This window comes from Empedobacter brevis NBRC 14943 = ATCC 43319, from assembly GCF_000382425.1.
Taxonomy (GTDB): domain Bacteria; phylum Bacteroidota; class Bacteroidia; order Flavobacteriales; family Weeksellaceae; genus Empedobacter; species Empedobacter brevis.
This window is the reverse complement of record NZ_KB908300.1, coordinates 45560-71228: the sequence shown is the minus strand read 5'-3', so window position 1 is coordinate 71228 and position 25669 is coordinate 45560. Positions and strand designations below refer to the sequence as shown.

Sequence of the window (25669 nt, the reverse complement as noted above, 5' to 3'; positions counted from 1 at the left end):
AAATAGGGATTAGATTTTGAAGAAAAAAATTGGAGATTAAAAATAAAAAAGGATTCAGTGATCTTTCATTTTTAGAGGGATTTAAATAATGAATATACTATTTTCTTAGCATATTTTTTCAATTAAAAAAGGTCAAAATCTCTTCTGACCTTAAATTAAACTTGATGTATTTTTTTATTTTAAATCTTTATAAACTTTTCGAATAATGCCATCGGAAAGTCCGATTTTTGGAACATGTATTTTCTTTGCATGCGACCATTTTAAGACATTATTGTATATTTCTAAGGCATATACAACAACATCCGCACGATCTGGTTTCATATTAAAGTTTTGCATACGTTCCTCTGTTGTCATAGTTTGTAGAACCTGATAATGTTTTTTAACATAAACACTACTCAAAGGCATTCCTAATTTGACACCAGAATATTTGTAAACATGGTTGATGTTTCCTCCGGAACCAATTAATTCTATTTCATCGTGTCCAATATTTTCATGAATCCAATTTTTCATTTCGATAAATGTAGTAGGTGAAACTTTATTTTCTAATAACCGGACAGTTCCAACTTCAAACGATTTAGATGTAAAAACTTTGTTATCTTTTAATAAGGTCAATTCTGTACTACCTCCACCAACATCAACATATAAATAGGTTTTTTCATCTTTTATAAAAGAACCTAATTCGGTATTAAAAAGTAATTCAGCTTCAGTTTTACCATCAATAATTTCAATGTTAATTCCTGATTTTTTCATGACTTTTTTTACAACCTCTTTTCCGTTTTTTGCTTCGCGCATGGCAGATGTTGCATAAGCCTTATATAGCTCGATGTCATAAACTTTCATCATCAGAGCATAAGATAGCATTGCATCACATATACGGTTAATATTATTCTCACTAATCTGTCCGTCAATAAAAACATCGTGTCCTAAACGAATGGGCATTCGGACAATACTTGTTTTATTGAAAATAGGTGTACGGCCATCTTCTTCATAAACATAATTAATCAACAATCGCATTGCGTTCGACCCAATATCTATTGCTCCTAATTTTCTAATCTTCATTTTCTTGTTCGTTTAATTTTTTTAAATATTCGTAGGTCGTGTATTGAGAGCGGTTTGGTTTTTTATTATTGCGTTTATAATCCAAAGAAGATTCAGCCGTAACTAGGCGCCCTTTTACATTGTCTTCAAAACTTAGGTTGAAAGTGTCCATGACAATTTTCTTAAATTTGTGATCGTAAATAGGGCAAGCAACTTCTACGCGATTATCTAAATTTCGTTCCATCATATCAGCAGAAGAAATATAAACTTTATCATCTCCTGCATTTTTAAACCAGTAAACACGTGGATGCTCTAAGAATTTATCAATGACACTCACACACTGAATATTTTCGGATAGATTTTTTGCTTCAGGAATCAAACAGTTTATTCCACGAACAACCAAACGAACTTTTACTCCTTTTTGAGAAGCTTTATACAACAAATCAATGATTTGTTTATCGCTTAAGCTATTCAATTTCATATTGATTTCAGCAGGTAAACCGGCTTGCTGATTCTTGATTTCCCGTTTAATCATTTTGACTATTTTTTTTCGCGTTCCATATGGCGAAACTAATAAATGATTGTAGGTTAAGTTTAAATAATTGGCTCCGAAGAATTTGAAAATTTGTTCTACATCTCTTATAATTCCGGGATTTGTAGTGAAATAAGTGTAATCGGTATAGATTTTGGCTGTTCCGGCATGGAAATTTCCTGTACTGATAAATACATATTTTTGGGCGAGATTGCCTTCCGGCTTGCGTTCGATATAACCAATTTTTGAATGAACTTTTAGTCCCGGCACTCCAAAAATGACATTTACACCAGCTTCTTGTAATTTTTTCGACCACATAGCATTGTTCGATTCATCGAAACGTGCACGAAGTTCTAAAATAGCAGTTACTTCTTTTCCATTCATTGCAGCATTAATTAATGAATGCATGACTTGTGAATCTTTTGCAACACGATAAATGGTGATTTTTATTTTGGTTACTTTAGGATCTATTGCAGCCTCCCGTAAAAATTTTAACAATAAAGAATAATCGTGGTAAGGAGCCATCATCATTTCCTCATTCTCGGAAAACGCTTGAAAATAACTATTGTATTTGAAAGGCTTTTTTAAAATGATTGGTTTTATTTTTTCATAAGTTAATCCTGGAATATCAAAGCTCGGGAAGCTCATCAAATCACGTTTGTTGTGATATTTTCCACCTGGATTTATACTATCATATTCATCTAATCGCAATTTTTTCAAGAAAAATTTCAATGTATCCGCTGCAATTTCAGCATCATAAACTAATCGGACAGGTACTCCTTTTTTTCGATTTTCTAAACTATGGATCACTTTTTCTAATAAACTGTGTTCTAGGTCATTATCAAAGTCTAATTCACTGTCCCTCGTGATTTTAATCGAATGTGCTTCTATTGATTCGAAATCGAACATTTTGAAAATATCTTTCAAATGATAACGAATAATATCTTCCAAATACATGACATATGTATTTTCATCGAATTTGGGTAGAACAATGAAACGAGGAAATAAATGTGTAGGAACAATTAAAAGGGCATATTGAATTTTATCTTTCAATTGCATTTTTACAGCCAAATAGAATGATCCGTCGCGTAAAGGTGGTGCTTTTTTGATATCATCTAAAATAAAAACACCCACTGTATGAATAAATTCGTTGTAAAAATATTCGGAAATAAATTCTAAATAATTTTTAGGGATTGATGTATCATCAACGACATAAATATTGTGATTTTCTAATTCTTTGAACAATTGATTATGCAAATCATCGTACTGAACACGTTGTTGACGGACAATTTCATTGATTTCGTCAATTAATTCTTCATCGGTTTGGTCAGGTACAATATTCTGATAAACAATTTCAACATCTTTGAACTGGATAGAGCGTAAAATGGTAGAATATCGAACGGAATAAAATTCATCTAAATTATTGGAATAAATTCCCAAAAACCGAATTCGTTCTAACAACGGAACAGATTCATCAGAAGCTTCTTGCAACACGCGTGCATTAAAAGAAAGCCAACTGATTTCACGGTTTATATATTTTTTCATTTAATTTCTTTAGGTATAATAATTTTCATGGTTTTACCTTTTCCAATCGTTTTCCAGTTATCTATATCAAACTGAATCCATACAAATCCTGATGTAGGAAGATTGTAAATCATTTCATTTCCTAGCTGATTGGTGATATCAGTAAAAGCAGGATTGTGCCCAAAAATAAGAACATTTTCGAATTGATTATCTAATTTTCGAATCCATTTATCCAACAGATAATGTGAAAATGTGTACAGTTCATCTTCAATTTGAATATTTTGAGCAGGAAAAAGAATTGGTTTTACAATTTGTGATGTTTCTTTTGCGCGAACAGCTTTGCTTGAAAAGATTTTGTCAAACTTTAAATCCAAATTATCTTTAAGGAAATGCGCAACTTTTTTAGTTTTAAACTCACCAATTTCTGTAATAGAACGAAATTGATCTGAGACATTTTCATTCCACTTACTCTTTGCATGACGCATTAAAAATAAATTTTTCATAACGCAATTAATTAAAAAAGAAAAAGTAGTTAAATCTAATCATTATCTAACGAAAAGACCTAACTACTGTTGAGTTTTTTATGCTATTTTTTAAAGATTGCCTTCGTAATGCTTAAAATCATTTTTTACCCAATCAGGTAATTCCATCGATTTTTTTTCTTCCATATCATACATAACCTGCGTACTTTTTCCGATACAATGTATCAAATCCTCTCCATCTTCACTCTTACTTGTAACGATGTATTCAAAATCAAAACTTTTGTTTCCTAATTTGGTTACTCGTACACCAATACGTGGATCGATAGCATTTGGACGCAATTCTTTTTGATAATTGGCTTCTATATGAGCAATCACAAACATATGTCTTGTCCATTGCCATTTTTTGCTGGAAGTCATCATATAATAGGCGCGGCCTATCTGAAAATATTCGAAATAATAAACGTTATTTACATGTCCAATTGGATCAAAATCACTCCAACGAGGCTCTAAGGGTTTAAAGAATTTAAATTTTTCTAAGCTCATTTTTTAATTGGGTTTTATAATATATTAATCTTCAGGATTAGGATCAATGAATTCGTATTTGTACAATTTAACTAACCAAAAGAAGACTGAAAATAAGATGGGACCAAAAATAATACCGATAAATCCGAATAAATTTAATCCAACGATCACACCAAAAATAGTAATTAATGGATGAACATCGGCCATTTTTTTCTGCAAAACTAAACGAATTAAATTATCTGAAAGGCCAACAATAACAAAGCAATAAATTAACAATCCGATTGCATTTACCGAATCTCCGCTTGCAAGTAAGAACAGCGCTAATGGAACATAAATTAAAGCAGCACCAACCACTGGAAGCATTGCTGCAAAAATTGTTAAAATAAACCAAGTGAAAGCATCATCTACACCAAAAATAAGATAACCTATATATGCAATAATTGCTTGTAGAAAAGCTGTTAACGGCATTCCTACCGCATTTGAAATAACCAAATCTTTAAGATCTGTATTCATTTTTTTTAGGTTATTTGTATTGAGAGGAATCGTTTTATAAAACCAATTTTCCAGTTTATGATGATTCATCAGCATGAAATATAAAATAAGAAAAGCAACACCAAGCTGAATAGTCATGTCCATAGAAGCATTCAATGTTTTTTCTAATAATTTTCCTCCGACCTGAGTGATTTTTTCAATATTTGCTGCGCTAAAAATATCGATATGAAATTTTGTTTGCAGCATTTCGATGATTTTATTTACATCTGTTTTGATTTGAGCAGTATCATTTAATAAGACAAGAACCTTGTTTGTTAACATTTGAATTAGTAAATACAATGGTCCAATAATTAAAATAGAACTGGTAAACATTAATAGAATGACGCTAGCTAATTTGTTCCACTTTTTTACTTTAACCATCCATTGTAATGGATTTAGAAGTAGCACATATAAACATAACGCTCCGAGAAAACCAGGAAAAAAAGCCAATAAATTTTTGGTAATTAAGCCAAAAACTAAAATGATAATAGCAATAAATGCCAGCTGTAACAAAATATTGTTAGAGAGATAGTGTTTATTTAAATTCATAGCGATTCATTTGTTTTAATAACAGTTGTTGATATTTGATTTTATCAAATTCAATGCTAAAAATTTTAATTTCTTAAAATTTTTTAAAAATAGTTAAATTCTGTAAACTTTTTTATTTTTAAGCCTTGGAATAAAATTTTATACATGAAAAAAATAATAGGTTTGATTTTATCTATTTTGACGATATCAATAGATGCTCAAACAAAAGAAGATAAAATTGTTTTAGTTATTCACGGAGGAGCAGGAACAATTCTGAAAAAAAATATGACCTTGGAAAAAGAAAAAGCTTATCGTGATGCATTAACAGTATCTTTGACCAAAGGTTATGAAGTGATTCAAAGAGGAGGTGAAAGTGAGAATGCGGTTATAGAAGCAATAAAAGTAATGGAGGATTCTCCTTTGTTCAATGCAGGAAAAGGTGCTGTTTTTACCCATGAAGGTAAAAATGAACTAGATGCTTCTTTAATGATTGGCCATACTATGCAAGCAGGTGCTGTAGCAGGAGTAACGACAATCAAGAATCCGATTTTAGCAGCAAATGCAGTTTTACATAATTCAGCTCATGTGATGATGATAGGAAAAGGGGCAGAGGAATTTGCAGAAAAGCAAGGTTTGGAAATCGTAGCTCCAAGTTATTTTAAAACAGAAGAACGTTGGAAATCTTTGCAGAAAGTATTAGAAAAAGACAAAGAAAAGACGGAATTAGATCACGATACTAAAACTCAAGCTTATGTTCCATTCAATTTTGTCGATGAAAAATTTGGAACAGTAGGAGCGGTTGCTTTAGATCATCAAGGACATATATCTGCAGGAACTTCTACAGGAGGGATGACAAACAAACGTTTTGGGCGTGTAGGAGATTCTCCTATTATTGGAGCAGGAACTTATGCGAATAAGGAAGTAGGAGTTTCGAGTACAGGTTGGGGAGAATATTTTATAAAAGCTGTTGCCGCATATGATGTTGCCGCTTTAATGAATTATAAAAATCTTTCGTCTAAGCAAGCCGGTGAAGAAGTCATCAAAAAAATAGGACAACTAGGAGGTGATGGTGGAATGATAGTTTTAGATAAAAACGGGCAGGCAAGTTTTCCGTTTAATACAGCAGGAATGTATCGCGGAAGTATTACACAGTCGGGTAAGATAACTATCGAAATTTATCAATAAATTTGAGACCATTTTAAAAATAAAAGAAATACACTACATGATAAAACAAATTTTACTTACAGCGACTGTTATTCTTTCAAATTTTGCAACAGCTCAGGTAACATCAATGATTAATGAGAAAAATGTAGATGCATCTACAAAGGTTTATGGAATGGCTCCTTTAAGTGATGCAACGAAAGCTTATGAAAAATTTAATTTTATACTTGAAAACTCTGCAGCTATTCAATTTGCAAAGCCTCTTTTAGAATATGGGTATCAATCTTCTAATTTTCAGGCACAAGAAAACGGGTTGATGATTTACATGGTGAAAGACAAAAAAATTATAGACCAATGGTTAGTAAATCCTGTTTTTTACAATACTTTTCATGACGGAACACCTTATTCTTATGATGCAGATAAACTGGCGCTTATTGCAGAAAAGTATCCATTGATTTATAAGGAAGAAAAACGTCAATATAAAAATGAAAAAGAATACCAGAAACAACGTCAGGCTTTATTTTCAGATCCTTATAATTTGATTGTTACTGAGCCTGATTTTACGTATGAAGGATATTTTGAAGTTCAATTTCCTCAAAACGAACAATTCAAAAATCCTGAAGCAGCGATGGCTTATTTAAAACCTCTTGTTGATAAATTGACAAAAAAGAAATATGATATCAATTATTCTTTATCAGAAAAAAATATTTTAGATCGTACTCAGTTTACAATGACAATCGCAGGAGAAGAAAATATCTACAAAAAAATAAAATTAGATCATTTACAAAAAGGAGATTGGCAGTCATTGAGTTATGAAGCTTCAATTTTTAGAAAAGAGAATTAAAAATAAAAGAATAGGTTTTTGAACTTTCAAGAACCTTTTTTTTGCTAATAAAGATTCGTACTTTCAGTGTTTAACTGAAAACAATATGAACTCTAATTTCTATAAAATTTTACAGCATTCTAAAGAAAATCAGTCTATTATAGCTATTTATAATGATCCGGAAGGAGATAATTTTTGGGCGGGTTATATTTTAGATTTTAATGACGAATTTTTTACGATGCAACATATCTCGAAGTATGGGAAAAAAGATGGAATACTCATTGAACCTTATTTCAGAATTAGCCGAATAGATGTAGATGATTACTGCAAATGTCTGAATTATTTGAAAGAACGTCATACGGATTTAGATGAAGAAAATTTAGTCACTTTCAATGTTACAAGTGAAGAAAACTGGATAAATCAAATTTTAAACGAGTTAAATAACCAGACTGACTATGTTTCAAGAATTCAATTCAATAACAATAGTCGTTTTTCTGGTTTTATCCGAAATTTAACAGAAAATGATTTCGAATTAAAATGTATTGGTTCTGAAGGAACTGATGAAGGATTTTTGTATTTTCAAATTGATGATATTTCATCAATCCGAGTAAATGACTTGGAAGCTCGTAGAAGACTATTTTTATACAATTATCGTCGTTCGATTGATTTTTTTGATGAATAGTATTTTAGATATAGAGGACTTTCTTTTACTCAATAATTAAAGTATTCAAAAAAAAATAGCGCCTTCCAATTGGAAGGCGCTATTTTTTTGAATTAAAGTGATTAAACTTAAGTTTATCCGTTGACAGCTTCTACATTGTCTACAACATCAGGCATCATTTGTTTTAAAATACCTTCGATACCGTTTTTAAGTGTAGCTGTTGAAGACGGGCAGCCTGAACAAGCACCCTGTAATAACATTTTAGCTGTACGAGTTTCTTCATCAAATTCGATCAATTCGATATTTCCACCATCGTTCGCAACTGCTGGCTGTACATATTCATCTAATATAGCTTTGATTTGTTGCTCTACGGAAGAAAATTCTTCAGCAGATTTTACCACAACATGTTCCGGTGCTTCTGTTGTAAATTCATAGAATTCATCAAAAACAATACCCCCAGCTTGCAGATAGTTTGTAATAAAAGAACGAACATCCATTGCCCAAAGGGACCAGTCTTCAGATTCATTTTTAGTAAGTGAAACATAATTATCTACAATAAAAACTTCCTCAACAAATGGATATTCTTTGTAAATAGCAACAGCCAATGGAACTCCTGCTGCCTTATCGCTCGATTTAATTTCGATGATTTCCGGTGATAGCATTGAGTTTGAGACAAATTTCATAGCAGCCGGATTAGGCGTCATTTCTGCATAAATAGAAATAGGAGCCTTTTTCATAGGAGCTAAAATTGCATTTTCCTCTAAATGATCATTGATAATTTCTTTCAAATCTTCTGTTACATCAGCCCAATCAACTCCATCTATTTTTTCTATCGCAACAAAATTAGCCGTGATAAATATTTTGTGAATAAATGGTATTGTCAATAAAACTTGTGCTAAAGGAGATTCTGCAGCTGTAGATTCTTTATCGAATTCTACGCCACCTTGTGTCAAAGTCACGTCACAAACGAACTTCATCACATTATTATTTGGTGTAATTTCTTCGTATACTCTCATCATACTGCAAAAATAAGCTATAAAAACGTATCTTTATCATTAGAATTATAGATTTTGTTATGGCAATAATTAAAGAATTAAATGGACACGCACCGAAGTTCGGTGACAACTGCTTTCTGGCAGATAACGCAGTAATTGTAGGAGAGGTGGAAATGGGAAATGATTGCTCCATTTGGTTTTCTGCTGTTGTGCGTGGTGATGTTCATTATATAAAGATGGGAAATAAGGTAAACATCCAGGATAATGCAACAATTCATGCAACTTATCAAAAGTCACCAACGACAATTGGAAATAATGTTTCGATAGGACACAATGCAATTGTTCATGGTTGTACAATACATGATAATGTGTTGATTGGAATGGGAGCTATCGTAATGGATGATTGTATTGTAGAATCGAATTCGTTGATCGCTGCAGGTGCAATTCTAACAAAAGGATCACATGTAAAGGAAGGTGAATTATGGGCAGGTATTCCTGCAAAAAAAATAAAAGATGTTCCGAAAGAATTAAAAGAAGGCGAAATAGAACGAATCGCCAATAATTATTTGATGTATAGTAGTTGGTATAAATAAGAAATGATTATAATTGTTTTTTCTAAATAAAATAATACCTTTGCAAAAGACAAGAAAGGAAATGGTGTTCTTCCTTACCCAACCGCTTCAAAAGCTGATGACGCCTGATTAATTAAAAGTATAACATTTAATCAGGAGAGCTATGTCTAAAAATAAGCAAAATTCAGTTTTAAAAAAAAATACCTATTTTACATTTTTTTTCAGAAAGTATCCGGCATCTCTTTATATGTTAAAATGGACATTTATTTGTTTGTTTATGAGTATTCTTATCGGAACGGCTTCAGCCGGCTTTCTACAAACTTTAAATTTAGCGACAGATTTTAGAGAAAATCATCCATGGCTTATTGCCTTTTTACCAATAGGTGGTTTTCTTATCGGATTGCTGTATTATTCATATGGAAAAGAAGTAGAAGGAGGAAATAATTTATTAATTGATACGATTCATACCCCGAAACAAATTATACCTTTCAGAATGGCTCCTTTTATTTATATCGGAACAATTGTGACTCATTTTTTCGGAGGTTCGGCCGGACGTGAAGGTACAGCTTTGCAGATGGCAGGAGCTATTGCAGATCAATTTAGTAAACCACTCAAGCTTTCTCCAGCAGATAGAAAAGTTTTAATTATAGCAGCAGTTGCAGGTGGATTCGGTTCTGTTTTTGGGACGCCACTTGCAGGAGCTGTCTTTGCGTTAGAATTTTTTCTAATTGGACGCATACGTTACAATGCACTTTATCCAGCTTTTATGACTGCAATATTTGCAGATATAGTGACTAAGCTATGGCAAACACCTCATACGCATTATCAGATAGATCTCGTGCCTAATGTTTCGATTTTAAATATTACGTATGCTATTTTTGCAGGCTTATTTTTTGGTTTATGTGCTTCTATTTTTAGCAAATTAATGCATAAAGCAAGTCATATTTTTAAATCTAAAATTTCGTATCCTCCATTACGACCATTTGTGGGAGGAATTATTGTAGCTTGTATTGTTTTAGCAATAGGTACCACAAAATATATTGGTTTAGGAATTCCTACGATAATTCAGGCTTTTGATGAACAATTGCCATCATATGATTTTGCTTTAAAAATGATGTTGACCATTATAACACTTTCAGCAGGTTTTAAAGGAGGAGAAGTTACTCCTTTATTCTTTATAGGAGCAACGTTGGGAAACGCTTTAAGTCTTTTTATTCCTTTACCAACAGGACTTTTAGCAGGGATGGGATTTGTTGCCGTTTTTGCAGGAGCTACAAATACACCAATTGCGTGTACCATTATGGCAATAGAATTATTTGGAGTAGAGTGTGGTGTTTATGCAGCAGTGGCTTGTATTGTTTCTTATTTTATTTCAGGACACAACAGTATTTATGGACAACAAATAATAGGAGAAGCAAAGCATAGACGATTTTCAGCTCAAGAAGGTAAAAGATTAAATGATCTTTGAGAATAAAAAAATAATGGTGAGAAACAACTTAGTTTCGTCTCTCATCACTATTTTTTGTTTAATCAAAAAGAGTTTTATCTATTTAAAATAAACCAAATTGTTTAAAATGATGAGTAAAATGTTTTTTATGAAATATTTTCCAATCTTCATAACCAATTTCATCAAGAACAGGATTTACAATTTTTGCTTCAGGGTTATGCTCAAAGTACACATGAAATTGATCAATTTCATGTTCTAATTTTTCAATAGAAGCAGCCAAAGAAGGATAACGTAGATCTAATAAACCTTCCATGCCATTTGCTTTTATTCCTTTTTGCATTTCTTGATCAGATTCCAATAAAAATGCTTTGTATTGAGGAATTTGTTCTTTCGGAATGCGACAAGGAATCGATAATCCCCCGTTCGATATTTTTGTTGTCACAATTAAATGTTCAACCATATGTTGAGGAGTCATTATTCCCCATTCCGGCTGTTGATCAGTTTTTAAACTTTTCAACCTTGAAATAACATCAGCTTTATCTTCAAAATTTAGAAACATACGTTTATTTTTTATTGAAGATAGGAAAAAAATAGTGGATTACATGAATGAATTGATTAAACTTATAAGAATGTTGATGTTGTAAAAATATATTTTTAAAAGGTGGATTGATATTTTGTGTCATAAAAATGAAGAACACAAAGATTATCTTATTTTTGTTTACGCAATTAATCTTGATTTTATGAAATTATTCATCTATATATCATTCTGTTTAACTTTAATAACTTCTTGTGTTTCTCAAAAGAATCAACATATCAACGAGCATATTTTGACTTTAAAGAATAGTTATTGTAAAGCTCCTCATCATTACAATTATAAGAAAGAATTGCCTTCGTATAATTCGGATTCTATTTTAAGCGCAAATACAGATTTAAGAACGACCTTTTCAGAACAAAGTATATTGATTTTAAATGCACTAGAATCTTTGGATGAAGTGAAAACAATCAATGAATTGAAAAAAGATTCATCTTTAGAGTCAAGAGTGAGAGTTTTAGAACTTAAAAATTCAATCAATAATAAAATTACAATTGCATTAACCGAATTAGATGCTGTAGCTGCTGAGTTTGATTGCGAAGGGGAACGGGTAGAACAAATGGCAAGCTATCTACAAAATATCAATGACAATCGCAATAATAAATTAGTCATTTATTCAATTATTGCAGGAGCTGCAGCATCTGTTGCAAGTGGAATTATTAGCAATGATAGTTGGGGAAATGCCGTAGACATCGGAGGAGGAGTTGTAGGGGCAGGGCTTGGTTTCGCTACTTTAAATCCTAAAGGGAGAAAAGTGGAATTTATCCATCAGAGAAATTTATTACGAGATATTTGGACACAAAAGTTAGAATCAGAGAATTTCCCTCCGTTCGTTTGGTACATGTACACCGAGAAAAAGTTTTCGAATCATACAGATGGGAAATCAATTATAGGAAATATAAAGAATCGTTGGCTCGAATTTAATTTTGAAAATAATATAGAAGAAGCGAATCGGTCTGTAAATTTTGGAGATGGAGGTGAATATAGAGCTTCAGATTTATTTAACCGCTCACGCATGTTAAATCAAATGCAATCGGCTACACGAACTATAAACCAAAACATTAATTATTTGTTGCTAGATTTGGACAGATTAGTGTTATATTAGAAATAACAGAAAAGACTTCTCAGGGTAAGTCTCATTATTTTTCATTATATTACAACATATAAACGGTACTGAACGATTTACATTTTTATGTATGTGTTTGATAATTAACGTTATGCTGGTTTTGATTTGCTGCTTTTTTGGTGGTTTTAATTTTTAAGAGGAAAACTCTTTTTTTTAATTATTACATTTTATAACGTTTTCAACGACCGTAAAAATAATTAATAATTGTACAAAAATTATAATCATGAAAATAGGTTTGATGGGATTTGGAAAAGCAGGAAAGGCAGTCGCTAGTGTAATATTGCAGCATGCAGACTTTTCCTTGGAATGGGTACTGAGAAACCGAAAAATAACAGAACATTCATCTGTAAAAGACTTTTTGGGTATTTCTAGTACTGATACAGGTTTCATCTATTCATCACAAAATACTGCTATAGATGAATTATTGTCTCAACATCCTGTTGATATTATTATAGATTTCTCTACTGCGGAAAATATTTATTCATATGGGAAAACATGTGCTGAAAAAGAGATCAAAATTATATCAGCCATTTCGCATTATGGACAAAAAGAAAAAGAATACCTGCGCTTGCTTTCTGCCGATACTGTTGTTTTCTGGTCACCTAATATTACGCTAGGAGTAAATTATTTATTATTTGCTGCATCCTTATTAAAAAATATTGCTCCACAAGTTGATATCGAAGTGATTGAGGAACATTTCAAAACTAAACCGGGAATTTCCGGTACTGCTGTGAAAATTGCAGAAACTTTAGAGATTGAAACTGAAAATATTAATTCTGTCAGAGTAGGCGGTATTGTGGGAAAACACGAAGTTATTTTTGGATTTCCTTATCAAACTATCCGATTAGTTCATGAATCAATATCCCGCGAAGCATTTGGAAGTGGGGCTTTGTTTGTTGCCGAAAATATAAAAGATAAACCTAAAGGGCTTTATAATTTTGAAGACATTCTAAAACCGTATTTTTTCGATCCGTCATAAAAGTGTACAGCAATTTTATGAATCCTTAAATACCTCTTCGAATCTAGTATCTTATAAGATTCATAGCTATTTACATGGTAATCAGAACGAGTTATCTGAAAAGAGTGTTTCTTGCTAAAATTTTAATCTTGACATGAGAATAGTTACGTCTTAATCACTTTCTCAGCAATCTTTATTAGATGTTCATTTTTAGTGATTTATATTTTGTTGTGAAGTTTGAAAAAATGGTAAAAGGTTACCAAGAAAGATGGTGAAACAATTGAGAAACAATTAAAAAAGTCACTCCGTTAAAATAACGGATAAAAAAAATAAAAATCATGATTATGTTTTTCTCAATAAAAATTACTTTTACTAAAGTTTTCATAACAATGAATGAGTAATATTACATTAAACCCAATTTATGAAAAGATTATTGATGACTTATCAAATCAAAAATACTCTATTTCAGACTTTTTTTTCTCGGTAGAGGAAACAAAACAACTTCGCGAAGCAATTATTCGAACGGAAGATAAACACGATTTTCATCAAGCAGCCATTGGAAATTCTCAAAATGAGCAAGTCATAAAGTCTATACGAGGAGATAAAATTAAATGGATGGATGAAATGAATAAAACAAAAACAGAAGAAATTTTCTTTTCTAAAATCAATGATTTTATTGATTATTTGAATAAAACATGTTATATGGGAATTGAGGAAAGTGAGTTTCATTATGCGATTTATCCTGAAGGAACTTTCTATCAAAAACATGTTGACGCCTTCAAGAATGACGATCGTCGAACACTTTCTATTGTTCTTTATCTGAATGATGAACAATGGAAAGATGAATTTGGAGGTCAATTAACGTTGTTTTTACCAGGTGAAGATAAGGAAGAAAAAGAGTTGGATATTCTTCCGTTAGCTGGACGTTTGGCTGTTTTTGACAGTAAAACAATTCCACATGAAGTAAAAACTGTAAACCGTCCAAGATATAGTATAACAGGTTGGTTAAAAACACGTTCGACATCAGTCGTTATTTAGGACATATAAAAAAAGAGCTTGTAAAAAGCTCTTTTTTTATGAATTAAAATAGGATTAGAATATCAATTGTATTTATTTCTTGCTGTTAAAATGATTAATTTTGGAAAAACTGAACGAATTATGCAAATTTTAGTGATTGAAGATGATAAACGAATTAGTGATTTCTTAATCAAAGGATTAGAAGAGAATGGTCATTTGGTTACACTTTGCAAAGATGCCGAAACAGTTTTAGAAAAATTTCTCAACATACATTTTGACTTGATTATTTGCGATATTATGCTACCAAAAATGGATGGAATTCAATTGGTACAAACACTTCGTTACAAGAAAATATTCACTCCAATCTTAATGCTTAGCGCTTTGAATACGGTGCAGGATAAAGTTTCAGCTTTGGATTACGGTGCAGATGATTATATTACAAAACCATTTCATTTTGACGAATTGTTGTCACGGATTAAGGCGTTGACACGTAGAAATCAATTTCGTTCTCAAGAAAAACCTGAAAACAAATTGATTTTTGATTCATTGGAAATTGATTTGGATCAATATAAAGTGTATGTTAATCAAGAAGAAACTGAACTCTCTCCACGAGAATTTAAATTACTGAATTATTTAATTGAGAATAGTGACAAGACGGTTACGCGAATTCAAATTTTGAATGCAGTTTGGGGAATTACATTTGATAATCATACAAATGTAGTGGATGTTTACATTTCCTATTTGAGAAATAAAATAGAGAAAAACGGAACGAAATATATTCACACAGTGAAAGGGGTTGGTTATATGTTTAAAGCGGATTAAAATGAAGCTGCAGCATCGATTATCAATTTATTCTGTCCTGTTGTTTGGTGTAATCGTATTGATTGTATCCTCAGTTGTCTATTTTTCTTTTTATAAGTTGATGGAGAAAAAGGAATTGCAATCACTGCAGAATAAAACCTTAATAGCTGCTATTTATTATCTGGAAGAGGATGAGTTGTCAAAAATTGAACATGAAAATATAGCCAATCAATTACAAAAAGCGCTTTCCAGAAAAAATATAGTTGTTTATGATTCGTTAAATAAGATGTACAATGGTCATATGAAAACTGATAAGCAGATTTCAACAGATTTTATTGAACGAATACGTCGCAATAATGTGGATTTCCAAACGTCCAAAGATTTTTTCTACAATGGAATCTATTATAAAGATAATCAAGGAGATTTTGTCGTGATAGTTCGTGAACCAAAAGACGAATTCAATGATCAAATGCAATCGTTGTTGCATATTTTAATCACTGTTTCTTTAGTAGGGCTCTTATTTGTTTATCTTTTTTCAAATTACTTGGGCTATATCGCGTATGAGCCTATTATTAACATCATTCATCATATAAATGAAAGGGATACAAAAAATTTTAATGAACCCATCATTTTAAAAAAATCATATTCGGAAATTGAAGATTTATTGAAAACATACAACCATTTTATTGAGCGGATTTCACAGGTTTTTAATATACAAAAGAACTTTATCAATTATGTCTCTCATGAATTGAGAACTCCTATAGCTGCTTTATTGGGAACTTTGGAGGTGACTGATCATAAAAAGCGTACAGTTGAAGAATATGAAGAGGTCATTAAACAATTAAAACAATATACCAACGATCTTCAGGAAACACTAGATCAGATGATGTTGTTATCTGGTGCCAAAACCAGTTTTGAATTTAGTCAGATTCGCATTGATGAGGTAGTGTGGCAAGTGATTGAAAATGCTGTTATGTACCATCAAGCCAAGATTAATGTTGAAATTAACGTTGAAAACAATGCATTGCTTTCAATTCAAGGAAATGAAAAACTGTTAGAACTTGCTTTGAACAATATTTTGGGTAATGCAATTAAGTATTCCGACAATCAACCTATTCAAATAGTGTTTATCGAACACAATAATCAATTAGAATTACATATTATCGACCAAGGAATCGGGATTGTCGAATCGGATTTAATGCAAATCAAAGACAACTTTTATAGAGGTCAGAATACGGAAAAATATCAAGGAAAGGGAATTGGTTTGTCAATGGCCAATATAATTTTAACTTTGCATAAGATTGATTTAGTAATTACAGCAAATCAACCAAAAGGAACTATTGTAAAATTACTTGTTTAATATTTCTAGAGAAAAATGTTTTTTTATTTAAAAATTAGCTGAACGTATTCATTTTAAAATTCTCAATTTATGGAGAATTAAATTAAATGGGAGTTACTTCTATCTCCCACAGAATATCTATTCACTAAATTTTAAATATAATGAACAATCAAAACAAGTCATTTTTATGGCTTATCATATTTCTTATTGGGTTTCCTCAAATAAGTGAAACCATTTATACCCCGTCATTAGCAGATTTAGCTAAGACGTTTCATGTGAGTGGAAATCAAATTCAGCAAACTTTAGGCATTTATTTTATAGGTTTTGCAATTGGCGTTTTCTGCTGGGGAATTATTTCAGATTTTATTGGCCGAAAAAGCAGTATGCTTTGCGGAATACTGTTGTATATACTGGGATCTTATTTATGTTTAATCTCAAAATCATTGGAATTTCTACTTTTTTCCAGATTTATTCAGGCTTTTGGTGCAGCAGCTGGTTCTAATGTCAGCCAAACCATTTTAAGAGATGTATGTACCGATAAAGAAAGAATGGTCATTTTTAGCAAAATTTCTGCTGTTTTGGCTTTTTCTCCGGCTATTGGTCCATTGTTAGGAAGTGTAGTAGCCGAAATATGGAATGTATCGATGGTTTTTAAATTATTACTTCTAATTGGAGTGCTTGCTTTTTTATGGTCGAGTATAAGTTTGAAAGAAACGTTAAATCGTGACATAAAAATAACAGACAGTTACAAATCAATTGTTATTTCTATTTGTAAAGATCGTTATTTTTGGCTTTATGGTACTCTAATCGGCACGATAAACGGTGTTATTTTTAGTTATTATGGAGAAGCACCATTTATCTTTATTGAAGATTATCATTTTTCAATTATTGAATATGGATGTATCGGTTTTATTGTGGCTGCGGCCTGTTTTTCAGGGGCTAATTATTGTAGAAAAAAGATAGGATTAATTGATGCAAAACAAATTTTAAACAAAGGAAATTTGTTTTTCTTTACAGGAATAGCTGGATTATTTATTCTCAATTTTCTTCCATTAAAAGAGAAGGTTAATGTCTCATTTTTATTGGCAGGAATTTTCTTAATGATGTTTGGCTTATCGGTAATATTACCAATTTGCTTAAGTAATGCGTTGAATAATCATAAGGCATATTTAGGAATTGCCGGAGCATTATTGGGATTATTTTACTATTGTATTGTAGGGGGATTAACCATAATAATGAGTATGCTTCATGGAACGTCAGCAATTGCCTTTCCTTTATTTTTATTCTTTTGTTTTTTAATGAATGCTTTTGTCATTAGTCGACTAAAATAGCATTAAATAGCCATCTTATTCGTTAGCTTTTGCAAAGAATAAGATGGTTTTCTACTTTGAATTGCTTTTCTAATCTATTTCTAATTTGTTTTAAAAGTTCCCTTAATTTGAGGAAACTACTTTTGAACTTTGAAATTAGAACAAAGTGAAAACGATTTATTTAGTTGCAATCCCTTTTGTTTTGGCTATACAAACAAAGGCACAAACTGTCACATTAGACAATTTAGAAGCAGCATTTCTTCAAAAAAATTATGAATTAATTGCCAATAGGTTTAACATCGATCGAATTGATGCAGAGATAGTTCAAGAGAAAGTATGGAATAATCCGACTTTAAGTATTTCTGAAGTTAATCTTTGGAAAACATACAATATTGAAGAACAACCCTATCTGATTGGTAAATATGGGAGAAATCAACAGATTTCGGTTGAATTGGAACAATTGATTGAAACTGCAGGTAAACGAAAAAAGAGAGTAGCGCTTAAAGAACTGGAAAAAAAATCAGCTCTTTTTGATTACGAGGAACTACTTCGTGAATTGAAAAAAGAATTAAGACAGACCTATTTTTCTTTGGCACATGTACAATTGGCGAAGCAACAACTTCAAAACAGCATCGATCTGTTTGAACAGATGAATACGCAATATAAGAGGCAGGCAGACTTAAAAAATGTTCCGAAAGCCGACTTTTATAGGCTTCAGACCGAATTGATCGGTTTACAGAAAGATCAAATTGAATTGAATAATCAAGGTGTTGAATTGTTGAACAAATTAAAACTGTTGACTCAAAATACTGAATTAAAGGTAGAGGATATCGATTTTTCTCTTTTTGAACAGCATTCTAAGTTAATTCCATTGGACATCAAGCAGCAGGCAGTCAATCAGAATATTGGAGTAAAAAGGCAGGGAAATGAAATTGACTTAGCTGAAAAACAATTGGTTTTGGAGAAAGCACAACGAGTTCCTGATTTGGCCTTTCAAATCAATTATGATCGGGGAGGAAACATTATGCGTGATTTTGTAGGAATTGGTTTAAGTGTCGATTTACCGATTTTTAATACCAATAAAGGGAATATAAAAGCAGCTGAAATCACTGTTAGTCAGCAGAAAATAACAATGGATGCTGCATATTTTGAGTTGGATAATACAATTGATCGTATTCAGAACCAACTTGTTCTTTTAGATAAATCATTATTGAAATGGAAAGAACTGAATGATGATGATCAATTGACAATGATCGATAATTATAAAAAACATTTGCAAAATAAGCAGGTAACACTTCTCGAATTTATAGATTTTATTCAAGCCTACCGCGAATCCCAGCAGGCTTATTTAGAGTTATTGGAAAATTATCAATTGACAGTTGAAGAATTGAATTATATCGTTGGACAAGATTTATAATATGATGAAAAAAACATTTTATTTTTTAACCGCTTTTACTGTGTTTTTAAGCAGTTGTAATCAACAAGAAACACAAGAAGAAATTCCGCAGGAAACAAAGTTTTGTTTAAATGATCAACTAAAGAAGTCGACAGAAATTGTTTCGATTTCTGAGCAGCCAATTCATGAGCAATTAACTTTATCAGGTAAAATTGAATACAACGATAATGACCTGGTTGTTTATAAAAGTCTTTTACAAGGAGTAATTGACAAAGTTAATTTTGAATTGGGTAATTATGTTCACCAAGGACAAGTTTTAGCTGTCGTGAGATCGAACGAGGTATTAGATTTGACCCAACAGAAACGCTATTATCAAAACCAAATGGAGTTGATTAGAAAACAAATCAGAACGAAAAAAGAATTGTTAAATGATGGAATGGCTTCACTACCAGAAGTGACAGAAGCTGAACATGAATTGCAATCAACACAAATTGAAATTGATAAAATCAATGCGACGTTGAAAATGTTTCGCGCAGTAGGAAACGGACAATTTCAAATATTGGCTCCTAAAAATGGATATATCGTACAAAAAAATATGAGTGTAGGACAATCAATTACAGCTGATTCAGACGATAATCTTTTTTCTATTTCCAATTTAAAACAAGTTTGGGTAATGGTTAATATTTATGCAAATAACCTACAGTATGTTAAAACAGGTGATGCTGTAAAAGTGAAAACTGTTGCTTTCCCGGATCGTATATATACAGGTAAAATAGATAAGGTGTATAATGTTTTTGATGACAATGAGCATGTACTGAAAGCACGTGTTGTCTTGGATAATCAGGACCTGAATTTAATGCCTGGTTTGAGTGCTGATATTATAATCAATAAACAAAATGTAATCGGTAATGCATTTGCGGTTCCAAATAAGGCGTTGGTTTTTGAAAACAATAAAGAGTATGTTGTCGTTTATAAAGACGATTGTACAATGGAGGCAAGAAGGATAACAAAAATAGGACAGAATGAAACATATACATTTGTTAGTGAGAAGTTCAAGTCAAATGAAAAAGTGATTTCACGTAATGCCTTGATGATCTATGAAGAATTAAATAAATAACAAATGAAAAAGTTAGTTCAAGCTGTCGTAACTTTTTCGTTACGCAATACCACCTTTATCTTATTTGCAACTTTTACGCTTCTTTTTGCAGGAATATTTTCTTTGAAACATACACCTATAGAAGCTTTTCCTGATGTGACCAATACTAGGGCTCGTATTATTACACAATGGCCGGGAAGGAGTGCAGAAGAGATGGAAAAGTTGGTAACTCTGCCGGTTTCTAAGGTGATGAATAGTATTCCGCATAAATCAAATATTCGCTCAATTTCTCTTTTTGGATTATCTGTTGTAACGGTTCAATTTGAAGATGGAGTAGATGATTTTTATGCTCAACAATATGTATCCAACAAATTAAGTGGAGTTGATCTCCCTGAAGGAGCTGATGCTGATATAGAACCGCCTTCAGGAGCAACAGGTGAAATTTTTAGATATGTCATAAAAAGTGACCTTCCGATTAAAGAAGTAACAGCAATTCAGGATTGGGTAATAGAAAGAGAGTTACTAGCTGTACCGGGAGTGGCTGATGTGGTTAGTTTTGGAGGAGAAGAGAAAACCTTTGAAATTAAAATCAACCCGACTGAATTAAAGAATTATGATTTATCACCATTGGATGTTTATGAAGCTGTTTCTAAATCGAATATCAATGTAGGAGGAGATGTTATTCAGCAAGGAGATCAGGCTTATGTGGTTCGCGGAGTTGGGTTATTGGATAAGATTGAAGATATAGGCAATATTACAATCAAATTAAATGGTTCGACACCTATTTTAATCAAAAACGTAGCAGACGTAGTCGTTTCAAATAAACCGAGATTGGGACAGGTTGGTTATAATGAACATGATGATATGGTAGAAGGAATTGTGATCATGTTAAGAGGAGAAAATCCTTCAGAAGTAATTACAAACCTTAAAGCAAAAATAGAAGAACTAAATAGCAGGACTTTACCTGATAATGTCAAGATCGAAACTGTAGTTGACCGGACTAAATTGGTTGATAATACCGTACACACTGTATCGAAGAACATTATTGAAGGAATTTTACTGGTTTCGTTAATTGTATTTATCTTTTTATACAATTGGAAATCGACATTTATTGTGGCTTCGGTTATTCCATTATCGTTTCTTTTTGCTATTATCATGTTAAAGATACAGGGGTTACCTGCCAACCTGATTTCAATGGGTTCTTTAGATTTTGGGTTATTGTTGGAAGGGACTTTAGTTATTGTGGAAACTGTTTTTGTGGCGTTGGCTACTATGCAGCATAAAGTAGGAGCCGAACGTTTTGCAAAAATGAGCAAAATGGGCGTCATTAAAAAAAGTGCCGGTAGTGTGGCATCGTATATTTTCTTTGCTTTAATTATTCTGATTGTTGCTTTATTGCCAATCTTTTCTTTCCAAAAAGTAGAAGGAAAAATGTTCTCTCCTTTGGCATTTACATTGGGATACGCATTACTAGGTTCTTTGATTTTGAGTTTAACTTATGTACCGGCGATGTGTAAACTGCTTTTCAAAAAGAATATGGATGAAAAGGAGAATTTTATCACCCGATTTTTTCAAAAAACCATATTTGGTTTATATGCAACCGCATTCCGCTATAAAAAAGCAACGATTGGAATATTTTTGGGAATATTAGCCATTTGTTTGTTTAAATTCTCTCATTATGGATCAGAATTTCTTCCCAAGTTAAACGAAGGAGCTATTTATATTCGAGCAACTTTACCCAATAGTGTCAATTTACAAGAATCAACTCGCTTGACGAAAGAGATGAAAGAATTGATGCAGAAGGATTGTGAGGAAATCGATTTTATATTGACACAAACTGGACGGCCAAATGACGGAACAGATCCTACTGGTTTTTTTAATATTGAATTCAATGTGCAATTAAAAGATGAAAAAGATTGGAAACGAAAGATATCCAAGGATGAGATCATACAGGAAATGAGAGCTAAACTGAATCATTATCCGGGGATCGTATTTGGTTTTTCTCAACCAATTCAAGACAATGTTGAAGAATATGTAGCAGGGGTTAAAAGTTCATTGGTCATAAAAATTTTTGGCGACGATTTATATGATTTAGAGAAATATGCGAATAAAGTAGCCGCATCTATAGAAAAGGTGAATGGAATTACAGATATCAATGTTTATAAAAATATAGGTTTACCAGAACTTAGAATAGAATTGAGCGATACCAAAATGGCAAAGTATGGAATTAGCACAGCAGATGTTCAGGCAGTGATTGAAATGACGATTGGAGGTCGCGCTGCAACGAAATTTTATGAAAATGATCGACAATTCGATGTAATTCTCCGTTTTCAGGAAGCTTATCGCGACACTCCAGAGAAAATCGGGAATATATTAATTCCCACAAGTAATGGACAAAATGTACCATTGCAGGAAATTGCATCAATTGGTTATCAAACAGGGCCGGCATTTATTTACCGAGAAGGCAATAGTCGATACATTGGAGTTGGTTTCAGTATAGAGGGGCGTGACTTAGGAAGTACCATTGATGAAGCAAAAAAAGTTGTAGCAAAAGAAGTTAAGCTACCCAAAGAAAATTATATGGAATGGGCAGGGGAGTTCGAAAGTAAAGAACGGGCAGCGAAACAATTGATGCTGGTAGTCCCTATTTCATTGGTTTTGATTCTACTATTATTATACACCAATTTTGGGAATGTAAAAGATACAGCTATTGCAGCTTTGACTTTACCTTTCGCATTTATTGGAGGATTTATTTCGCTTTGGGTAACCGGAACAATTTTCGGAATATCTGCCGGAATAGGATTTATTATTCTTTTTGGAGTAGCGACTATTGATGGAATAGTTTTAATCGGTGTGATTCGCGACAATATAAAACATAAGATAAAGTTGAAGGAGGCTATTATTAGTGGAGTCAAAAGTAGAATTCGTCCAGTTGTAATGATTGCACTCATGGGCTCGATGGGATTATTACCAGCAGCTCTTTCCACCGGAATGGGGTCAGAAATTCAAAAACCATTGGCTATTATGATTGTAGGAGGGTTGATTATTTGTTTGATTTTATCCTTTACAATTCTACCGGTTGTTTTTTATTATACCTATCGGAATAAATACGAATAGTCATTTTACAGATTTCTTTTAAATAAAAATAGCGGACAAGTGTCCGCTATTTTTATTATATCATGAAATATTAAAATTAGTCAAAAAACTCTGCAACATAACGTTCTGCGTCCAATGCAGCAGCACAACCAGAACCGGCAGCAGTAATTGCTTGTCTGTAAACTGAATCCTGTACATCTCCGGCAGCAAAAACGCCAGGAACATTTGTTTTGTAAGAACGATCTTGTGTGATTAAATACCCTGTTTCATCCATATTCAATTTCCCTTTGAATAGTTCTGTATTCGGTTTGTGTCCAATAGCGATGAAAACACCATCTACTATTAATTCTTTTTCTTCATTTGTAACATTGTTGATAATTCTAGCTTTCTCAACGACATTATTTCCTTCTAATCCAATTAATTCATGGTTGTATAAAACCTCCAGGTTATGTGTGTTGGCAACACGATCCTGCATAGCTTTAGAAGCACGCATTTCATCTTTACGAACCAATAAATAGACTTTATTACAAAGTTTCGACAAATAAGTTGCTTCTTCAGCAGCGGTATCACCACCACCAACAACAGCAACATCCTTTCCACGGTAAAAGAAACCGTCACAAGTGGCACAAGCAGAAACTCCGCTACCAGCATATTTTGTTTCATCATCTAAACCTAAATATTTTGCGGTAGCTCCAGTAGAAATAATAATAGAACGAGTTGTGTATTCACCGTTATTCGATTTTACAGTATGTACATCGCCTTCTTTCTCTCCAAATGAGACTTCTGTTACATATTCATATTTAATCTCTGTCCCAAAACGTTCAGCTTGTTTTTGTAAATCAGCCATCAATTCTGGTCCGGTAACGGCTTCCGGGTAACCTGGAAAATTTTCAACATCTGTAGTTGTTGTTAATTGCCCACCTGGTTCCATTCCTGTTAAAATTAAAGGATTCATGTTTGCACGCGCTGCATAGATTGCAGCTGTATAACCTGCAGGTCCCGACCCAATAATGATGACATCTCTTACGTTATTTTCCATTGTCTTGTTTTATTTTTTACAAATTTAGTATTTCTTATTTAGTTTTTTTGATGGATTGAATAGATGAAAATTATAGATGCATAATTTTATATACTAATTCAATCAATAATTGACTTGGTGTGACATTACCTGTTGTTCCAACACCTTTTCCTTTCAAATCATATTCGCGGATGAAAGAGATAATTCTCGTTGCTTTTTTGAGTGGATAATTATTCGCAGCTGTCATCATTCCTTGGACAAAGTAAGGATTAATACCTAAGACTTTTGCTAGATTTTGCTTCGATTTATCTGCCGTCACATGAACCTGAATAATATTCGTAAACAAATTGAAAATTGTAGTGATTGAAACAACATACGGATTGTCCTTTGGATTTTTCTCAAAATATTTGATGATTTTGAACGCTTTTTCAATGTTTTTTGTTTCGATGGCATTTCGAAGTTCAAAAACGTTATAATCTTTACTAATTCCAATATGTTCTTCGATGTGATTTGTTGTAATTGTTTTGTCTGCTCCCACAATTGTAAATAATTTATCCAATTCGTTATTTAAACGAGATAAATCTGCACCAACATATTCTGTCAGAAGAAATTTGGCTTTTTGTTCAATTTTAAATTGATTATCCGAAACTTTTTGTTCGATCCAGGCAGGAAGCTCACTTTCGTAAATCTTTTTAAACTCAAAATAAAACCCTTTCTCATTTAGAATTTTATAGATTTTTTTGCGTTTGTCAAGAGAATTTCCTTTGTAATTAATGATTAAAACAGTCGATTCTTGTACTTGATTGGCATACATTTCCAATTGATCGATTGTACGGCTCATGTGTTGCGCTTCTTTTACAATAACAACCGCTTTTTCTGCTCCCATAGGATATTGACGTGCCATCCCGATTAATTGTCCAATTTCTATATCTTGCCCGTAAACGATGGTTTGATTAAATCCTTTTTCTTCTTCCGGTAAAATAGTTTCTTCCAATAAATCAGTAATTTGATCGATGAAAAACGGCTCATCGCCCGCTAAGAAGTAAATCGGTTTATAGTTTTTGTTTTTTATATCTTTGATCAAAGATTCTACAGGACTCATAC

Annotated in this window: 23 protein-coding genes and 1 riboswitch; of the genes, 14 read left to right on the top strand and 9 right to left on the bottom strand. The window is 32.2% G+C overall.

Annotation, left to right across the window (positions count from 1 at the left end; genetic code table 11):
* Nucleotides 1–174 precede the first annotated feature (174 nt).
* The 5 genes from H277_RS0114200 to H277_RS0114180 all read right to left on the bottom strand — a co-directional run bounded on the left by H277_RS0114200 (nucleotide 175) and on the right by H277_RS0114180 (nucleotide 5178).
* Nucleotides 175–1059, bottom strand: a complete 885-nt coding sequence (locus H277_RS0114200; protein WP_019976281.1) for a Ppx/GppA phosphatase family protein — start codon at nucleotides 1057–1059, stop codon at nucleotides 175–177.
* On the bottom strand, nucleotides 1049–3115 hold the full coding sequence (gene ppk1 / locus H277_RS0114195) for a polyphosphate kinase 1 (RefSeq protein ID WP_019976280.1): 2067 nt from the start codon (nucleotides 3113–3115) through the stop codon (nucleotides 1049–1051). The genes H277_RS0114200 and ppk1 overlap by 11 nt, the downstream gene beginning before the upstream one ends.
* Nucleotides 3112–3597, bottom strand: a complete 486-nt coding sequence (locus tag H277_RS0114190) for a SixA phosphatase family protein (protein WP_019976279.1) — start codon at nucleotides 3595–3597, stop codon at nucleotides 3112–3114. Before H277_RS0114190 ends, ppk1 begins: the two co-directional genes overlap by 4 nt.
* Before the next feature lie 90 nt (nucleotides 3598–3687).
* Complete coding sequence (locus H277_RS0114185) at nucleotides 3688–4119, bottom strand: acyl-CoA thioesterase (RefSeq protein ID WP_019976278.1); 432 nt, start codon at nucleotides 4117–4119, stop codon at nucleotides 3688–3690.
* A 24-nt stretch (nucleotides 4120–4143) separates the two neighbouring features.
* Nucleotides 4144–5178, bottom strand: coding sequence for an AI-2E family transporter (locus H277_RS0114180; RefSeq protein ID WP_026357622.1), 1035 nt, complete (start codon nucleotides 5176–5178; stop codon nucleotides 4144–4146).
* A 144-nt stretch (nucleotides 5179–5322) separates the two neighbouring features.
* On the opposite strand from H277_RS0114180, the gene H277_RS0114175 reads away from it, so the two are divergent.
* From H277_RS0114175 to H277_RS0114165, 3 genes are all read left to right on the top strand, one after another.
* Complete coding sequence (locus H277_RS0114175; RefSeq protein WP_019976276.1) at nucleotides 5323–6342, top strand: isoaspartyl peptidase/L-asparaginase family protein; 1020 nt, start codon at nucleotides 5323–5325, stop codon at nucleotides 6340–6342.
* A gap of 37 nt (nucleotides 6343–6379) precedes the next feature.
* Nucleotides 6380–7162, top strand: coding sequence for a hypothetical protein (locus H277_RS0114170; RefSeq protein ID WP_019976275.1), 783 nt, complete (start codon nucleotides 6380–6382; stop codon nucleotides 7160–7162).
* Nucleotides 7163–7247: 85 nt separating this feature from the next.
* Nucleotides 7248–7823, top strand: a complete 576-nt coding sequence (locus tag H277_RS0114165; protein ID WP_019976274.1) for a hypothetical protein — start codon at nucleotides 7248–7250, stop codon at nucleotides 7821–7823.
* A gap of 113 nt (nucleotides 7824–7936) precedes the next feature.
* On the opposite strand, the gene H277_RS0114160 is transcribed toward H277_RS0114165, so the two are convergent.
* Nucleotides 7937–8821 carry a NifU family protein gene (locus H277_RS0114160; protein ID WP_019976273.1) on the bottom strand — a complete coding sequence of 295 codons (885 nt, stop codon included), beginning with the start codon at nucleotides 8819–8821 and terminating at the stop codon, nucleotides 7937–7939.
* Nucleotides 8822–8877: 56 nt separating this feature from the next.
* Here H277_RS0114160 and H277_RS0114155 point away from each other — a divergent pair, with 56 nt between their 5' ends.
* Nucleotides 8878–9390 (top strand): gamma carbonic anhydrase family protein, encoded by a 513-nt coding sequence (locus tag H277_RS0114155; RefSeq protein WP_019976272.1) that lies wholly within the window; start codon nucleotides 8878–8880, stop codon nucleotides 9388–9390.
* Nucleotides 9391–9438: 48 nt separating this feature from the next.
* Nucleotides 9439–9504, top strand: a riboswitch (Fluoride riboswitch).
* Nucleotides 9505–9532: 28 nt separating this feature from the next.
* Complete coding sequence (locus tag H277_RS0114150; protein ID WP_019976271.1) at nucleotides 9533–10837, top strand: voltage-gated chloride channel family protein; 1305 nt, start codon at nucleotides 9533–9535, stop codon at nucleotides 10835–10837.
* An 82-nt stretch (nucleotides 10838–10919) separates the two neighbouring features.
* Here H277_RS0114150 and H277_RS0114145 read toward each other — a convergent pair whose 3' ends face one another.
* Nucleotides 10920–11375: a hypothetical protein gene (locus tag H277_RS0114145; RefSeq protein WP_019976270.1), complete on the bottom strand. Its 456-nt coding sequence runs from the start codon at nucleotides 11373–11375 to the stop codon at nucleotides 10920–10922.
* 181 nt (nucleotides 11376–11556) lie between these two features.
* Here H277_RS0114145 and H277_RS0114140 point away from each other — a divergent pair, with 181 nt between their 5' ends.
* The 9 genes from H277_RS0114140 (at nucleotide 11557) to H277_RS0114100 (ending at nucleotide 23568) form a co-directional block, all read left to right on the top strand.
* Nucleotides 11557–12513 carry a hypothetical protein gene (locus H277_RS0114140; RefSeq protein WP_033422729.1) on the top strand — a complete coding sequence of 319 codons (957 nt, stop codon included), beginning with the start codon at nucleotides 11557–11559 and terminating at the stop codon, nucleotides 12511–12513.
* 244 nt (nucleotides 12514–12757) lie between these two features.
* Entirely contained in the window at nucleotides 12758–13513 is a 756-nt protein-coding gene (locus H277_RS0114135) for a 4-hydroxy-tetrahydrodipicolinate reductase (RefSeq protein WP_019976268.1), read from the top strand.
* Between the two features lie 372 nt (nucleotides 13514–13885).
* Nucleotides 13886–14530: a 2OG-Fe(II) oxygenase gene (locus H277_RS0114130; RefSeq protein ID WP_019976267.1), complete on the top strand. Its 645-nt coding sequence runs from the start codon at nucleotides 13886–13888 to the stop codon at nucleotides 14528–14530.
* Between the two features lie 120 nt (nucleotides 14531–14650).
* The gene (locus tag H277_RS0114125) at nucleotides 14651–15331 is read left to right on the top strand and encodes a response regulator transcription factor (protein ID WP_026357621.1); all 681 of its coding nucleotides are present in this window, start codon (nucleotides 14651–14653) and stop codon (nucleotides 15329–15331) included.
* Between the two features lies 1 nt (nucleotide 15332).
* On the top strand, nucleotides 15333–16670 hold the full coding sequence (locus H277_RS0114120; protein ID WP_026357620.1) for a sensor histidine kinase: 1338 nt from the start codon (nucleotides 15333–15335) through the stop codon (nucleotides 16668–16670).
* A 140-nt stretch (nucleotides 16671–16810) separates the two neighbouring features.
* On the top strand, nucleotides 16811–17980 hold the full coding sequence (locus tag H277_RS19165) for a multidrug effflux MFS transporter (protein WP_019976264.1): 1170 nt from the start codon (nucleotides 16811–16813) through the stop codon (nucleotides 17978–17980).
* 145 nt (nucleotides 17981–18125) lie between these two features.
* Nucleotides 18126–19376, top strand: a complete 1251-nt coding sequence (locus tag H277_RS0114110; protein ID WP_019976263.1) for a TolC family protein — start codon at nucleotides 18126–18128, stop codon at nucleotides 19374–19376.
* 4 nt (nucleotides 19377–19380) lie between these two features.
* Nucleotides 19381–20472, top strand: a complete 1092-nt coding sequence (locus tag H277_RS0114105) for an efflux RND transporter periplasmic adaptor subunit (protein ID WP_169337522.1) — start codon at nucleotides 19381–19383, stop codon at nucleotides 20470–20472.
* Between the two features lie 3 nt (nucleotides 20473–20475).
* Nucleotides 20476–23568, top strand: coding sequence for an efflux RND transporter permease subunit (locus H277_RS0114100; protein WP_019976261.1), 3093 nt, complete (start codon nucleotides 20476–20478; stop codon nucleotides 23566–23568).
* Between the two features lie 76 nt (nucleotides 23569–23644).
* On the opposite strand, the gene trxB is transcribed toward H277_RS0114100, so the two are convergent.
* Together trxB and holA are read right to left on the bottom strand one after the other, a co-directional pair.
* On the bottom strand, nucleotides 23645–24586 hold the full coding sequence (trxB, locus tag H277_RS0114095) for a thioredoxin-disulfide reductase (RefSeq protein WP_019976260.1): 942 nt from the start codon (nucleotides 24584–24586) through the stop codon (nucleotides 23645–23647).
* 70 nt (nucleotides 24587–24656) lie between these two features.
* Nucleotides 24657–25667, bottom strand: coding sequence for a DNA polymerase III subunit delta (gene holA, locus H277_RS0114090; protein WP_019976259.1), 1011 nt, complete (start codon nucleotides 25665–25667; stop codon nucleotides 24657–24659).
* Nucleotides 25668–25669 lie beyond the last annotated feature (2 nt).